The organism is Streptomyces sp. NPDC056128 (assembly GCF_042263835.1).
In the GTDB taxonomy this organism is placed as follows: Bacteria; Actinomycetota; Actinomycetes; order Streptomycetales; family Streptomycetaceae; genus Streptomyces.
The window spans coordinates 428,256-442,196 of record NZ_JBHJVQ010000004.1; the positions used below are offsets into that span (position 1 = coordinate 428,256).

12 protein-coding genes are annotated in these 13,941 nt (G+C 73.4%); 3 read left to right on the forward strand and 9 right to left on the reverse strand.

The features are described 5' to 3' along the window. Nucleotides 1-36: 36 nt before the first annotated feature. From ACFC1X_RS12615 to ACFC1X_RS12625, 3 genes are all read right to left on the reverse strand, one after another. Nucleotides 37-555: an SRPBCC family protein gene (locus ACFC1X_RS12615; RefSeq protein ID WP_376351895.1), complete on the reverse strand. Its 519-nt coding sequence runs from the start codon at nt 553-555 to the stop codon at nt 37-39. Next, entirely contained in the window at nt 552-3,068 is a 2,517-nt protein-coding gene (locus tag ACFC1X_RS12620; protein ID WP_376351897.1) for an ATP-dependent Clp protease ATP-binding subunit, read from the reverse strand. The genes ACFC1X_RS12615 and ACFC1X_RS12620 overlap by 4 nt, the downstream gene beginning before the upstream one ends. A 129-nt stretch (nt 3,069-3,197) precedes the next feature. Next, a complete protein-coding gene (locus tag ACFC1X_RS12625) occupies nt 3,198-3,848 on the reverse strand; it encodes a CatB-related O-acetyltransferase (RefSeq protein WP_376351900.1) in 651 nt (216 codons plus the stop codon). A gap of 137 nt (nt 3,849-3,985) precedes the next feature. On the opposite strand from ACFC1X_RS12625, the gene ACFC1X_RS12630 reads away from it, so the two are divergent. The 3 genes from ACFC1X_RS12630 to ACFC1X_RS12640 all read left to right on the forward strand — a co-directional run bounded on the left by ACFC1X_RS12630 (nt 3,986) and on the right by ACFC1X_RS12640 (nt 6,428). After that, nucleotides 3,986-5,194 (forward strand): MFS transporter, encoded by a 1,209-nt coding sequence (locus tag ACFC1X_RS12630; protein WP_376351903.1) that lies wholly within the window; start codon nt 3,986-3,988, stop codon nt 5,192-5,194. A gap of 84 nt (nt 5,195-5,278) precedes the next feature. After that, the gene (locus tag ACFC1X_RS12635) at nt 5,279-5,860 is read left to right on the forward strand and encodes a sugar O-acetyltransferase (RefSeq protein ID WP_376351906.1); all 582 of its coding nucleotides are present in this window, start codon (nt 5,279-5,281) and stop codon (nt 5,858-5,860) included. A gap of 10 nt (nt 5,861-5,870) precedes the next feature. Continuing rightward, the gene (locus ACFC1X_RS12640; protein ID WP_376351909.1) at nt 5,871-6,428 is read left to right on the forward strand and encodes a TetR/AcrR family transcriptional regulator; all 558 of its coding nucleotides are present in this window, start codon (nt 5,871-5,873) and stop codon (nt 6,426-6,428) included. A gap of 49 nt (nt 6,429-6,477) precedes the next feature. Here ACFC1X_RS12640 and ACFC1X_RS12645 read toward each other — a convergent pair whose 3' ends face one another. The 6 genes from ACFC1X_RS12645 to ACFC1X_RS12670 form a co-directional block, all read right to left on the reverse strand. After that, nucleotides 6,478-7,776: a YeeE/YedE family protein gene (locus ACFC1X_RS12645; protein ID WP_376351912.1), complete on the reverse strand. Its 1,299-nt coding sequence runs from the start codon at nt 7,774-7,776 to the stop codon at nt 6,478-6,480. A 264-nt stretch (nt 7,777-8,040) separates the two neighbouring features. Next, the gene (gene htpG / locus ACFC1X_RS12650; RefSeq protein ID WP_376351914.1) at nt 8,041-9,942 is read right to left on the reverse strand and encodes a molecular chaperone HtpG; all 1,902 of its coding nucleotides are present in this window, start codon (nt 9,940-9,942) and stop codon (nt 8,041-8,043) included. An 80-nt stretch (nt 9,943-10,022) separates the two neighbouring features. Beyond that, on the reverse strand, nt 10,023-10,562 hold the full coding sequence (locus ACFC1X_RS12655) for a DUF4303 domain-containing protein (protein ID WP_376351917.1): 540 nt from the start codon (nt 10,560-10,562) through the stop codon (nt 10,023-10,025). 97 nt (nt 10,563-10,659) lie between these two features. Then, nucleotides 10,660-11,643 (reverse strand): TAXI family TRAP transporter solute-binding subunit, encoded by a 984-nt coding sequence (locus ACFC1X_RS12660; protein WP_376351920.1) that lies wholly within the window; start codon nt 11,641-11,643, stop codon nt 10,660-10,662. Between the two features lie 106 nt (nt 11,644-11,749). After that, on the reverse strand, nt 11,750-13,189 hold the full coding sequence (locus ACFC1X_RS12665) for a sensor histidine kinase (protein WP_376351922.1): 1,440 nt from the start codon (nt 13,187-13,189) through the stop codon (nt 11,750-11,752). 11 nt (nt 13,190-13,200) lie between these two features. Then, entirely contained in the window at nt 13,201-13,860 is a 660-nt protein-coding gene (locus tag ACFC1X_RS12670) for a response regulator transcription factor (protein WP_376351925.1), read from the reverse strand. Nucleotides 13,861-13,941 lie beyond the last annotated feature (81 nt).

Sequence of the window (13,941 nt, forward strand, 5' to 3'; positions counted from 1 at the left end):
CCTCTCGTTCCCTGTTCGTCCTGTGCCGTACGACGTTCAGCCCACCGGCCAGCCCGCGACCCGGCTCCTGGGCGGTTCCGGCTCCTGCGGCCGGACCTGGCCGCCCCGGATGGTCCCCCGCCAGCCCCCGCCGGCCTGTCCGTGGCCCTCGATGAACGACCCGAAGTTCGCCAGCTCCCGGCGCACCATCCGGCGCGTCGCCCCGGGCACGGCGGCGAGCAGGCCGAGGGGGCCGCGCGGCTCGACCCACAGGCGCACCGTGATGGCCGTACGCCCGTCACCGGCGGCCCGGAACCGCACCTCGCCCCGGTGTCGGGGCCCGCGCCCGAGACCGCGCCAGACGAGGTGCGAGTCGGGTACCTGCTCGACGATCTCGGTGGCGAACTCCCGGCGCAGTGGCCCGCGGCCAACGACCCACAGGATCAGGGCGGGCCTGACCTGCTCGACCCGGAGCACCGTGGGCATGAACCGCGGGAAGCTCTTGAACTGGGTCCACTGGTCGTAGGCGGCCCGCACCGGTACCGCCACCTCGGTCGTCTCCTCGACGGCGGTCATGCCTCGTCCGCCTTCCCGGCCCCGGCGGCGTCGCCCTTGGTGACCGTGCAGTGGAGGGAGTCCTGGACCACGTCGGCGACGATGGTGTCGCCGGGATCGGCCTCGCCGCCCAGCAGCAGGTCGGCGATGCGGTTGTCGAGTTCCGCCTGGATGGTGCGGCGCAGCGGGCGGGCGCCGAACTCCGGCTGGTGGCCGTGGGCGATCAGCAGCTTCTTGGCGGCCTCCGTGACCTTCAGCGTCATGCCCTGCGCGTGTACCCGCCGCTCGCTCTGAGCCAGCAGGTGGTCGACGATCCGGGAGAGGTCCTGCTCGGTGAGTCCGTGGAAGACGATGATGTCGTCGATGCGGTTGAGGAACTCCGGCAGGAACCTGGTCCGCAGCTCCTCCATCAGCTCGTCCTTGAGGTCGGACACGTCGCCCTTGTGGTCGAGGATGCGGTGGGCGCCGATGTTGGAGGTCATGATGACGACGCAGTGCCGGAAGTCGACGGTGCGGCCCTGGGCGTCGGTGAGGCGCCCGTCGTCGAGGATCTGGAGCAGCGTGTTGAAGACGTCGGGGTGGGCCTTCTCGACCTCGTCGAACAGGACCACGCTGTAGGGCTGCCGGCGGACCTTCTCGGTGAGCTGGCCCGCCTCCTCGTAGCCGACGTATCCGGGGGGCGCGCCGACGAGGCGGGCGACGGTGTGCTTCTCCTGGAACTCGCTCATGTCGAAGCGGACCATGCGGCTCTCCTCGCCGAACAGCAGCTCGGCGAGGGTCTTGGCCAGCTCCGTCTTGCCCACGCCGGTGGGGCCGAGGAAGAGGAAGGAGCCCACGGGACGGTTCGGGTCGCCCATGCCGGCCCGGTTGCGGCGCACGGCCCGGGAGACGGCGCCGACGGCCTCGTCCTGGCCGACGATCCGGGCGTGCATCTCCTCCTCCAGCTTGAGCAGCCGCTCCTTCTCGCCGGCCGTCAGCTGGGAGACGGGGATGCCGGTACGCCGGGAGATCACGTCGGCGATGTCGTCGGCGGTGACCGACACGACGCCCTCGCGCCGCTCCTCGATGCCGGCGAGTTCGCCCTCCGCCTCGGCGATCTCACGCTTGAGGGCGCCCGCCCGGTCGTAGTCCTCGGCGGCGACGGCCTGCTCCTGTTCCCGGCGCAGCTCGGCGATGCGGTCCTCGCGGCCGACGACCTCGGTGGAGCGGGCGGCGCTGCGCAGCCGTACCCGGGCGCCCGCCTGGTCCATGACGTCGATGGCCTTGTCGGGCAGGAAGCGGTCGCTGACGTAGCGGTCGGAGAGTTCCGCCGCGGCCGCGAGGGCGCCGTCGGCGAAGCGGACCTGGTGGTGCGCCTCGTACGCGTCCCGCAGGCCCTCCAGGATCTGCACCGTCTCCTCGACGCTCGGCTCCGGCACCATCACGGGCTGGAAGCGCCGTTCGAGGGCCGCGTCCTTCTCGACGTACTTGCGGTACTCGTCGATGGTGGTCGCGCCCACCACGTGCAGCTCGCCGCGCGCGAGGGCGGGCTTGAGCATGTTGCCGGCGTCCATCGAGCCCTCGCCGGTCGCGCCGGCCCCGACCACGGTGTGGAGTTCGTCGATGAACAGGATGATCTCGCCGCGGGCCTGCTGGACGTCCTCGATGACCTTCTTCAGCCGCTCCTCGAACTGTCCGCGGTACTGGGCGCCCGCCACCATGGCCGACAGGTCGAGCGCGACGACCCGCTTGTCCTTGAGGGTGTCCGGGACCTCCCCGGCGACGATGCGCTGGGCGAGGCCCTCGACGATCGCGGTCTTGCCGACCCCCGGCTCGCCGATCAGCACGGGGTTGTTCTTGGAGCGGCGGGAGAGGATCTCGACGGTCTCCTCGATCTCCTCGGCCCGTCCGACGACCGGGTCGAGCTTCCCGGCCTTCGCCTCCTCCGTCAGGTCCCGCCCGAACTCGTCCAGCGTCGTGGCCGGTTTCCGGGCGCCGTTCTCGCCGGGGGCGGCCTCGGCGCGGCCCGCCTGCTCCGTCAGCCCCGCCAGTTTCGTGACGTCCTGGCCCTCCGCGCTCAGCAGCCGGGCCGCGCCGCTGTCGCCGCCGTCGAGCAGCGCGCCGAGGATGTGCTCGGGGCCGATGTAGGAGACGCCGGCCGCCTGGGAGCGGGCGTAGGCGGTGGCGAGGGTGCGTTTGGCGGCCGGGGTGAGGCCCGGTTCGGCGGACGGCTCGACCGCCTCGCGGGGCAGCACCTCGGCGATCTGGGACCCGAGGGCGTCGGGGTCGGCGCCGGCCCGGGCGAGCAGGCCGCGGGCGGGCTCGACCTGCGTGGCCGCCCAGAGCAGGTGCTCGGTGTCCAGGTCGGACGTCCCGTCCTCCAGGGCCCGCCGTCCGGCCAGGTTGAGCAGTTCCCGGGAGGACTCGGTCAGCAGCCGGCCGATCGGCACGCGCTGGACCGCTGGTGGCGACGAGGCGGGGGACATACCGAAGAAGCGGTTCAGCAGTTCACTGAACGGGTCGGACGAGCCGAAACCGAACGACGACATCGACATGACAGCTCCCGGGGCGGTGGCGCGACCTCTCCACCGAAACCCGATGCGGGTGGCTCCGCAAGCGGAGCGGCGGCGCCGGGGGGTCTGCCCGCTCGGTGGCCGGCCTACTCGCGCAGGCAGGGCGCGCGGTCATCCACGCGCGTCGCGCGGGGCCGCCGCCTCCAGGTCCTCGATGGTGCCGGACATGATCGTCCGGACGTGCTCGGTGATGAGCGAGGCCGGCCAGTCCCACCAGGCCACCGCGAGCAGTCGGGCCACGTCCTCGTCGCTGTAGCGGGTGCGCACCAGCCGGGCCGGATTGCCGCCGACGATGCCGTAGTCGGGCACGTCCCGGGTGACCACGGAGCCCGCGCCGACGATCGCGCCGTGGCCGATCCGGACCCCGGGCATGACGGTGGCGCCGTGGCCGAACCAGACGTCGTTGCCGACGACGGTGTCCCCCCGACTGGACAGACCGGTGAGCAGGTCGAAGTGCTCGGACCAGGAGCCGCCCATGCTGGGGAAGGGGAAGGTCGAGGGGCCGTCCATCCGGTGGTTGGCGCCGTTCATGAGGAACCGGGTGCCGGTGCCCAGCGCGCAGAACCGGCCGATGACGAGCTTCTCCGGGCCGTAGTGGTAGAGCACGTTGCGGGTCTCGAAGGCCGTCGCGTCGTCGGGGTCGTCGTAGTAGGAGTACTCCCCCACCTCGATGAGCGGGGACTTCACCAGCGGTTTGAGGAGCACCACCCGCGGGTGCTCGGGCATCGGGTGGAGCACCGTCGGGTCTGCGGGCACGGGCATGGCGGTGGGTTCCTCACGGTCGGCGCGGCACGGATCGGTCCCATGATCGCCGCGACGGCGCCGACACGACACCGGTTTTCGGCAGGCGCGGAGAGGGGGAGTGTACGTTCGTACGCTTGCGCCTGTAGGCTCCGCGCATGACTGTCGACGTACTGCGCCGGGCCGCGCCGGCCTACCGGCGGGCCCGGGTGGCCGTCGCCGTGCTGTTCTTCACCAACGGGGCGCTGTTCGCCAACCTGCTGCCGCGCTATCCGCAGATCAAGGCGGACCTCGGGATCGGCAACGCCGCCTACGGGCTGGCCGTGGCCGCGTTCCCGGCGGGTGCGATCGCGGCCGGACTCGCGGCCGGGATACTCGTACGCCGGTTCGGGTCGGCGCGGGTGGCGGTCGGCGGCACGCTGCTGACCGGTGTGGGGATCCTGGCCGCCGGACTGGCGGAGTCGGTCGTGGTGTTCGCCGGGGCGCTGTTCCTGGCGGGCGCGATGGACGCGTTCACCGACGTCGCGCAGAACGCGCACGGCCTGCGGGTGCAGCGGCGCTACGGACGCTCCATCATCAACTCCTTCCACGCCATCTGGTCCATCGGCGCCGTCACCGGCGGCTCCATGGCCGCCGGTGCGATCGCGCTCGGCGTGCCCCGGGGCCAGCATCTGTTCTTCTCCGGCGTGGTGTTCGCGGTGGCGGCCTGTGTGGCGCTGCGGTTCTGCCTGCCGGGCCCGGAGACCGAGGCGGCCGAGGAGGCGGACGCCGGGGACGGCGCGCCGCGGACGGCGCCGGGGACGGCCACGAGCGCGCGGATCCGCTACGTCCTGGCGGCGCTCGTCCTCATCGCCACGGCCGGCACGCTGGTCGAGGACGCGGGCAGTTCGTGGGCCACCCTCTACCTCTCCGACTCGCTGCACGCGTCGGTGGCGCTGGCCGCCTCCGGCTATGTCGCCCTGGTCGGGGCGCAGTTCGTCGGCCGGCTCATCGGGGACCGGCTCGTGGACCGCTTCGGCCAGCGCGCCGTGGCCCGCTCCGGCGCGCTGATCGCCGCGGTCGGCATGGGTCTGGCGCTGGCCGTGCCCACGGTGCCCGGGACGGTGCTCGGGTTCGCCGCGGCCGGTTTCGGGGTGGCGACCCTGGTACCGGCGGCGATGCACGAGGCCGACGAACTGCCCGGCCTGAAGCCCGGTTCCGGGCTGACGATCGTCTCCTGGCTGATGCGCCTGGGCTTCCTGCTCTCCCCGCCGGTCGTGGGTCTGGTCGCCGACGCGACGAGTCTGCGGGTGGGACTGCTGGTGGTGCCGCTCGCCGGTCTCCTGGTGCTGCTGCTCGCCGGAGTGCTCCAGCCCCGGCGCCGCTGAGCGGTGCCGCCGTACGGGTCGGTCTCTGGGCCGCACACCCGGCGGGAGTGTACGTTCGTACGCTTCAGGGGTACGATCGTGCGCATGCCGACGGACCACTTCGCGGGCGACTCCCGCACGAACCTCGAACGCATGCAGGCGGGCGACCTCTACATCGCCGACGACCCGGAGATCGCCCGCAGGCAGCAGGAGGCCGTGCGGCTGGCCGCCCGCTACCAGGCGGCGTACACGGAGGACCCCACGGCCGCGCGGCCACGCCTCGCGGAGCTGCTCGGCTCGCTGGGCGCCGAGGCGCACGTCCGGCCCCCGCTGTACGTCGACTACGGAAGCAACATCACGATCGGCGCGCGCACCTTCGTCAACTACAACCTGACCGCGCTGGACGTCGCGGCGATCACCATCGGGGAGGACTGCCAGATCGGCCCGAACGTGCAGTTGCTGACCCCCACCCACCCGCTGGAGCCGGGGCCCCGGCGGGACAAGCTGGAGGCGGCGCTGCCGATCACCATCGGCGACAACGTCTGGCTGGGCGGCGGCGCCATCGTGCTGCCAGGCGTGACCATCGGGGACAACTCCGTCATCGGCGCGGGCGCGGTCGTCACCAAGGACGTGCCGGCGAACGTCGTCGCCGTCGGCAACCCTGCCCGGCCGGTGCGGAACGTGTAAGCCTGCTCCCATGGCAACCGGACACACGGACCCGCAGCGCCGCGAGCGCATCATCGCCGCCACCCTCGACCTGATCGCCGAGGAGGGCATCGCACGCGTCTCCCACCGGAAGATCGCGACGCGCGCGGGGGTCCCCCTGGGCTCGATGACGTACCACTTCAGCGGCATCGAGGAGCTGCTGCGGGAGGCGTTCGGCCGTTTCACGGACCACATCGTCGCCGTCTTCGACGCGTATCTCGGCGCCGCGGCCGACCGCGACGAGGCCCGCGCGGCGGTGGCCGACCTGGTGCACGAGCTGTCGGAGGGCAGCCAGCGGGACCTGGTGCTCACCCAGGAGCTGTACACGCTCGCCGCGCGGCAGCCCGTCTACCGGGAGCTGACCCACGAGTGGATGCGGCGCAGCCGGGTGCACCTGGAGAAGCACTTCGACCCGGACACGTCCCGCCAGCTCGACGCGCTGATCGAGGGCCTGACGCTGCACCGCGCCCTGGCCCGCGAGCCGCACGGCCGCGCCCTCACCCTGGAGGCCGTCGCCCGAGTCACCACCACGGACCGGCGCACCCCTTAGCCGCTCGTGCGGCACAGGCCTGACCCCTGTGCCGCACGGGCTTCCCCGTTCAGCAGACGCCGTCGCCCGGCTTGGGGTTGCCCAGGCCGAACAGGGGGCGCAGCTTCAGCCCCACCCAGGTGCCCGCCAGGGCGAAGGCGCCCCACAGCCAGCCGCTGAGGCTGCCCGAGGCGATGCCCGCCAGGTAGGCGCCGATGTTGCAGCCGCCGGCCAGCCGGGCGCCGATGCCCATCAGCACGCCGCCGAGCACCGCGGCGACCGCCGTGCGCCACGGAATGCCCCGGTGCAGCGCCCAGGTGCCGCCGACCGCGGCGGCGACGGCGGCGCCGATCATGATGCCGATGTCGGTGAGGCTGGTCTTGTCGGCGAGGACCGGGCCCGCGAGCATCTCGGCGTTGCCGGGCTGCCGCCACCAGGTCCAGTTCTCCGGGTGCCCGCCGAGCGCGCCCACCAGTTCCGAGCCCCACAGGCTGAAGGCGCTGGTGACGCCCCAGGCGCCGCCGGAGACCAGCAGCACGCCCGCGCCGAGCACCGCCAGGACGAGGGCACCGGCGGCCAGCGGCCAGGAGCCCCGGACGGCCCGCAGGGCGGCGCCGCGCGCCGAGGGCACGGTGCCGAGGGGCGGCGGGTTGCGGCGGGCCTGGACGCGCCGGGTGACCAGCACCACGAGGAGCAGCGCCCCGATGGTCACGGCCCAGGAGCCGAACCAGCCGATGTGGTCGGAGAGCACGACGGGTTCCCAGGCCGGGAGGTCCTTCCACAGGTCGAACTGCCAGGCGGCCAGCGTGGCGCCCGCGACGAAGCCGCCGAGGGTCAGCACGATCGACGTCTGTCCCGAGCCGACGGCGAAGAGGGTGCCCGAGGCGCAGGCGCCGCCGAGCTGCATGCCGATCGCGAAGAGTGCCGAGCCGGCGAACAGACCGACGCCGATCGGTCCGGCGGACGGGGCCGGCTGGGAGCCGAACAGCCCGGTCCCGGTGCCGATGAGCAGGGCGAACAGGGTGGCCGTGGTGCCGAGCAGCAGGGCGTGGGCGCGCAGCCCGGCGCCGTTGCCGACGGCGACCAGCTGCCGCCAGGCGGAGGTGAAGCCGAACCGGGAGTGGAAGAGAGCCAGGCCCAGCCCGAGGCCGAGCAGGAGCAGCACGCCGGGCTTGGCGCCGTGCGCGGACCACACGTAGGCCGTCAGGGCGGTGGCGAGCAGCCCGGACACCACGAAGGGCGTTCGCCGCACCGGCGGCAGGGGCGGCGCCTCGGGCCGTGCGGAGGAGGTGGGAGCGGGGGCGAAGAGGGAGGTGGACGCGCGCGGTGGCGCGGCCGGGGGCGACCCGGCGGGGGGTGCGGTGGTCACGGAAGATCTCCGGGGTGGTGCACGGGGACGGCGGGCGGGCTGGCGGACCGGCGGCGCGGATCGTCCGGCCGGTCCGGGCTCAGCGGCGACAGAGGCCGTCGTCGACGCACCACGCCGAGCACGCGAAGAGCGCGAGGCACAGCAGCGGAGCCGAGGCAGACATGCGTGCGAATATACGGACCGGGGCGCTCCGGATGCCATGCCGTCTCGCCATGCGGATGGCGGGCGACGGGCGTGCCGAAGCGCCCCGGGCCGCGTGCGCCGCTAGACGGTGCGCTCCAGGCGGTCCGCCATCAGCTGGACGAAGCGGGCGGGTTCCTTCGGCCGGCCGCCCTCGGCCAGCACCGCGAGGGTGTGCAGCAGTTCCGCGGTCTCGGTGAGTTCCGTACGGTCCTGCCGGTCGGCGTAGGCCCGGTTGAGGGTCTTCACCAGCTGGTGCTCGGGGTTGAGCTCCAGGATGCGCTTGGCCTCGGGGACCTCCTGGCCCATCGCCCGGTACATGTTCTCCAGGGCGGGCGTGAGTTCACCCGAGTCGGAGACGACGCAGGCCGGCGACACCGTCAGCCGGGAGGAGAGGCGGACCTCCTTGACGTCCTCGCCCAGGTGCTCCGTCATCCAGCCGAGCAGCTCGGCGTACTCCTCGCCCTGCTTCTCCTTCTCGGCCTCGCTCTTCTCCTCCTCGGTGCCGGACAGGTCGATGTCGCCCTTGGCGACCGAGCGCAGCGCCTTGCCCTCGTACTCCCCCACCGCGTCGACCCAGACCTCGTCGACGGGGTCGGTGAGCAGCAGGACCTCGACGCCCTTGGCCCGGAACGCCTCCATGTGCGGGGAGTTCTCGATGGCCTGCCGGGACTCGCCCGTCATGAAGTAGACGTCGTCCTGACCGTCCTTCATCCGCTCCACGTAGCTCTTCAGCGTGGTCGGCGCGTCGGCGTCGTGCGTGGTGGCGAACGAGCAGGCGGCGAGGATCGCGTCCCGGTTCTCGGAGTCGGTGACCAGCCCCTCCTTCAGCACCGCGCCGAACTCCCGCCAGAACGTGGCGTAGCGGTCCGGCGCGGACGTCCCGAGGTCCTTGACGGTGGCGAGGACCTTCTTGGTCAGCCGCCGCTGGATCATGCGGATGTGGCGGTCCTGCTGGAGGATCTCGCGCGAGACGTTGAGCGAGAGGTCCTGCGCGTCGACGACGCCCTTGACGAAGCGGAGGTAGGGCGGCAGGAGTTCCTCGCAGTCCTCCATGATGAAGACGCGCTTCACGTAGAGCTGGACGCCGCGCTGGTAGCCCCGGGTGGACAGGTCGTGCGGGGCGTGCGAGGGGATGAAGAGGAGGGCCTGGTACTCGAAGGTGCCCTCGGCCTGGAGCCGGATCGTCTCCAGCGGGTCCCGCCAGTCGTGGCCGATGTGCTTGTACAGCTCGTGGTACTCCTCGTCGGAGACCTCGTCGCGCGGGCGCGCCCACAGGGCCTTCATCGAGTTGAGCGTCTCGGGCTCGCGGTCCTCGGCGGCGTCCTCGCCCGGCTCCGGCAGCATGCGGACCGGCCAGGTGATGAAGTCCGAGTACCGCTTGACGATCTCCCTGATCTTCCAGGCGGAGGTGTAGTCGTGGAGCTGGTCGTCGGAGTCGGCCGGCTTGAGGTGCAGGGTGACGGCGGTCCCCTGGGGGGCCTCGTCGAGCCGCTCCAGGGTGTACGTGCCCTCGCCGCGCGAGGTCCAGCGGGTGCCCTGGGTCTCGCCGGCGTGCCGGGTGACCAGGGTGACCTCGTCCGCCACCATGAAGCCCGAGTAGAAGCCGACGCCGAACTGGCCGATCAGCCCGTCGGCCCCGGCGGCGTCCTGGGCGTCGCGCAGCTCCTGGAGGAACTTGGCGGTGCCCGAGTTGGCGATGGTGCCGATCAGCTGGGTGACCTCGTCGTACGACATGCCGATGCCGTTGTCCCGCACGGTGAGCGTGCGGGCGTCCTTGTCGATCTCCAACTCGACGTGCAGGTCGCTCACGTCGGCGCCGGGGGCGTCGTCGCGCAGCGCGGCGAGGCGCAGCTTGTCCAGCGCGTCCGAGGCGTTGGAGACGAGCTCGCGCAGGAAGACATCCTTGTTCGAGTAGACGGAGTGAATCATCAGCTGGAGGAGCTGACGTGCCTCTACCTGGAACTCAAACGTTTCGGTCGTCATGGCTGGTGAGTACCTCACAGGTCCGTCGTACCACTGGCGGAAGTCACTCTAGAACAGCGCGGGGGTCCTGTCGGGGCCGGTCACACGTCCTCCGGTACGGCGGCCTCCTCGAGCCAGTCCGTCAGGGCCTGGGGCGGGTTCAGCCGCAGCACCCGCTCGTCGTTGCCCGCTTCGGAAGGCACCTCGACGGTGACGACGACGGAGTGACGGTCGGGGCCCGTGCCGAAGAGTCCTTCGGCGTCGAGCCGGGCCATGGCCGTCTCCATCGCCCGCAGCCGCAGGTCGAATTCGGCGTCCGCCTCGTCGTCGGGCAGGTCGAAGAGTTCGCCACGGGCCTCGAAGAGCGGCCGTACGGGCTCCAGGTGCCGTTCGCCATAGCAGCAGAACGGGGAGTCGGCGTAGGACCACTTGAGGTCGAGCGGCGCGCAGCCCTGCCGTGCCGCCTCCGCCGCCAGCGCCTCCACGGACCATGCGGACAGCGCCGGGCCGTAGGCCTCGCCGGAGGTCACCAGGGTGCAGTAGTAGAACCGGTCGTCGGGGTGGTCCCGGAACAGGTCGAGGAGGGCGGCGCGGGCCGCGCGGTGGACGGCGTCGGCGAGTTCGGCCTCGGTGGGCGGCATGGGCGGGCTCCCGGTGCGAAGGGTGCGAAGTGCGGGCGGCGGTGCGGTCGTGTCTCCGGGGAGCGTAACGACCGGCACCGACAACGGACCTGCGCCGTCAGCCGTGCAGCGACCGGTACGCCGCCACCGCCCCCTCGTGCAGCGGCACGCTGCCCGTGCCGATCATGCTGCGCACGTCCAGGAATTGGGCGCCGACAGCGTGGTCGGGCACGAACTCGGGGGCGCGCCGGACCAGGAGGCGGGTGAGGGCGCCGGCCACGGCGGGGTCCAGGTCGGGGCGGCACACCAGCAGGTTGGACACGCCGACGGTGGCGACGCCGGCCGAGGCGCGGTACGCGCTCTGCGGCAGGGTCACCTCCTCAAGACCCGAGGCGGCCATGCCGTCCCGGCCGCCGCCGAGGCCGGGCAGCAGGCCGGCGAGCGGGAGGAAGCGCAGGCCGGGGTCCCGGTCGAGGTCGGAGAGGGTGGGCAGCGGCACGCCACCGGCCACGAGCAGGCCGACGACGGAGCCGGTCCGCAGCGCCTCGGCCGCGTCGGCCAGCCGCAGGTGCCGTACCGGGACGTCGGTGCCGGGCGACAGACCGGCGGCGCGCAGCAGACGGTCGCCGAGCAGGGCCGCGCCGGAGCCGACGGCGCCGAGCGAGACCGGGTGCCCGGCGAGGTCGGCCACTGCGCGCACCGGGGCGTCGGCGCGCACGGCCAGCTGGAGGTAGGTCTCGTAGACCCGGCCGATCGCCCGCAGGGGCACGGGGCGCGGGAAGAGTCCGGTGCCCTGGGCGGCCCGGGCGGTGTCGGTCAGGACGAGCCCGAGGTCGGCGTGGCCGTCCCGGAGCAGTTCGATGTTGGTGATGCTCCCGGCGGTGGTGCGGACGCGGCAGCGCAGACCGGAGTCGGCCGCTTCCAACTGAGCGGCGAGGAGCCGGCCGAAGGCGGCGTAGAAGGCGGTCGGCTCACCCGTGGCCAGCCGCAGCACCCCCCTCGGACCGGCCCCGCCTACCGCGCCGTCCCCCGCGACCAGCCCACCGAACGCCCCGGCGGCGGCCGTACCGAGGGCGGCACGCAGGACGGCACGCCGGTTCATCGGGGGCCTCCTTCGGACTGAGCACGGGACACGACGGCACACGCCCGCGGCCCCCGGGGCCGCACGACCGCCGGGCCCGGGCAGCCGTCCACCAGCAGATCCCGGTTCACTGCGGGCCTCCCTCGGTTTCTGCCCGGGGTACGACCGCACGTGCCCGTAGGCCCCGCGGCTGGGCCGGGGTCAGTTCCAGGCGGCCGGTGCGGCCCGTGAGGAGTTGTTCGGCGATGGGGAGTCCGAGGCCCGTGCCGGACGTCCCGGTCTGCCGGGCCGAGCGCCAGAAGCGGGTGGTGGCGCGGGCGATCTCCTCGGCCCGCAGGCCGGGGCCGTCGTCCGTGACGGTGACGGCCGCGTACGGGCCCTGCGCGGCGCAGCGCAGCCGGACCCGGGCGCCGTCGCCCGCGTACTTGATCGCGTTGTCCAGCAGGATGTCCGTCACCTGGGCCAGCTCCCGGTCCGTGCAGGCCGCCGGCACGGGTTCGGGGGCCTCGGCGGTCAGCCGCACCCCGGCGCGCCGTGCGACCGGTTCCCACAGCCGGTACTGGGTCAGCGTGACCTCGGCAGCGTCGCACCGGGCGCCCGAGCCGTCGGTCACGGTGAGCTCCCCGGCCCGGTGCTCGGCGGTGGCGAGGGCCAGCATGTCGTCGAGGAGGGTCTGCAGCCGGTCCAGTTCGGTGTTGACACCGGTGTAGGTGCGCTCGCCCGAGGGCCGCAGGTGGGTGTGGAGGGCGTCCACCCGCAGCCGGAGCGCGGCCATGGGGTTGCGCATCTGGTGCGAGGTGTCGGCGACGAGCCGCCGTTGCTGTTCCAGGGCCGCGGTGACGGTGCGTGCCATGCGGTTGAACCCGGTCGCCAGCTGGCGCAGCTCGGGCGGTCCGCCGACGGAGGCGGAGCCGCGCTGCCCCGGCGGGGCGACGGGCGGGGTGTGCTCGGGCGGGAGTCCCGCGGCCAGCTCGCCGACGGCCCGGTCGAGGCGGCGCAGCGGACTGACCACCCACCGGGTCGCGGCGCGGGCCAGGACCGTGCAGCCGAGGGCGACCAGCGCGGTGCCGGCCAGCACGGCGGCCCAGCGCCGGGTGACGTCCTCCGCGGCCGTGGTGACGTCGGCGCGCAGCACGACGGCGCCGGAGACCTGGGTCCCGGTCCCCGCCGGTTCCGCGAACATCCGGGGCCCCCGGGACCAGGGGCGCAGGGCGCTGCCCGGGTGTGCGGTCTGGTTGCGCAGGGCGGCGTCGATCAGCCGGGCCACGGCGGGATCGGCGGCGCGCATGCCGCCGGTCTGCACGACGGGGTGCCCGCGGGTGTCGGTGACGACGAGGGGCTCGCCGTAGAGCCGGGTGTAGCGCACGGCCTCGGCGGTGATGGCCGAGGTGTCGCCGGTGCCCGCCGCCCGGTCCATGAGCGAGGCGAAGCGGTCCAGGTCGGAGCTGCGGGCGAGGACCAGCTGCTGGGTGCGGTCGGAGGCGGTGAACAGCAGCAGCGGCACGGCGAACGCGGCCACCGCCAGCACGCCGAACAGCAGCAGCACCGTCTGCACGCGGGTCCGCACGGGCCGCTCCCTCAGTCGCCGAGCCGGAAGCCGAAGCCCCGGATCGTGCTGAGCAGCCGCGGTCGGCCGAGCTTGGCGCGCAGCTGGGTGAGGTGGACGTCCAGGGAACGGGAGACGGCGTGGTAGGCGTCGCCCCACACCTCGTCCAGGACCTGCTCGCGGCTGACCGCGGTCCCGGCCCGGCGGGCCAGTACGGCGAGGATGTCGAACTCCTTGGCGGTCAGCTCGACCTCCTCGCCGCCGACCCGGACCTGCCGGGCGTCGAGAGCGACCTCCACGTCCCCGACGCGCACGGTCCTGGCGGCGGGCGGCGCCTGTGCGGCGGCGCGCCGGGTGACGGCCTCGATCCGGGCGAGCAGCTCGGTGAGGCGGACCGGCTTGACGAGGTAGTCGTCGGCGCCGAGCCGCAGCCCGCGCACCACCGAGCGCTCGTCGCCGCGCGCGGTCAGCACCACCACGGACAGGTCGCTGACCGCGCGCAGCCTGCGCAGCACCTCCAGGCCGTCGACGTCGGGCAGGCCGAGGTCGAGGAGGAGCAGGTCGGAGCTGCGGTGGTAGGTCAGCACGTCCTGGCCGCGGGTGACCCGCCGGGTGATGTGGCCGTGGTCGTACAGGACCTCCACGAGCGCGCCCGCGACCCCGTCGTCGTCCTCGGCCAGCAGTATGTGCATCCTGCCGTCTCCCTCCGGCGGCGTCGGCGTCGATGCCGCCCGCGTCCGGGAACTGGTGTCGGAATATCCCGGTCCGAATGT

What these genes read in the sequence shown, in the direction of transcription:
- ACFC1X_RS12640 (WP_376351909.1), top strand. Translation starts at nt 5,871, where the DNA reads ATGGCAACCGGACACACGGACCCGCAGCGCCGCGAGCGCATCATCGCC.
- ACFC1X_RS12670 (WP_376351925.1), bottom strand. Translation starts at nt 13,860, where the DNA reads ATGCACATACTGCTGGCCGAGGACGACGACGGGGTCGCGGGCGCGCTC.
- ACFC1X_RS12635 (WP_376351906.1), top strand. Translation starts at nt 5,279, where the DNA reads ATGCCGACGGACCACTTCGCGGGCGACTCCCGCACGAACCTCGAACGC.
- ACFC1X_RS12620 (WP_376351897.1), bottom strand. Translation starts at nt 3,068, where the DNA reads ATGTCGATGTCGTCGTTCGGTTTCGGCTCGTCCGACCCGTTCAGTGAA.
- htpG (WP_376351914.1), bottom strand. Translation starts at nt 9,942, where the DNA reads ATGACGACCGAAACGTTTGAGTTCCAGGTAGAGGCACGTCAGCTCCTC.
- ACFC1X_RS12655 (WP_376351917.1), bottom strand. Translation starts at nt 10,562, where the DNA reads ATGCCGCCCACCGAGGCCGAACTCGCCGACGCCGTCCACCGCGCGGCC.
- ACFC1X_RS12660 (WP_376351920.1), bottom strand. Translation starts at nt 11,643, where the DNA reads ATGAACCGGCGTGCCGTCCTGCGTGCCGCCCTCGGTACGGCCGCCGCC.
- ACFC1X_RS12630 (WP_376351903.1), top strand. Translation starts at nt 3,986, where the DNA reads ATGACTGTCGACGTACTGCGCCGGGCCGCGCCGGCCTACCGGCGGGCC.
- ACFC1X_RS12625 (WP_376351900.1), bottom strand. Translation starts at nt 3,848, where the DNA reads ATGCCCGTGCCCGCAGACCCGACGGTGCTCCACCCGATGCCCGAGCAC.
- ACFC1X_RS12615 (WP_376351895.1), bottom strand. Translation starts at nt 555, where the DNA reads ATGACCGCCGTCGAGGAGACGACCGAGGTGGCGGTACCGGTGCGGGCC.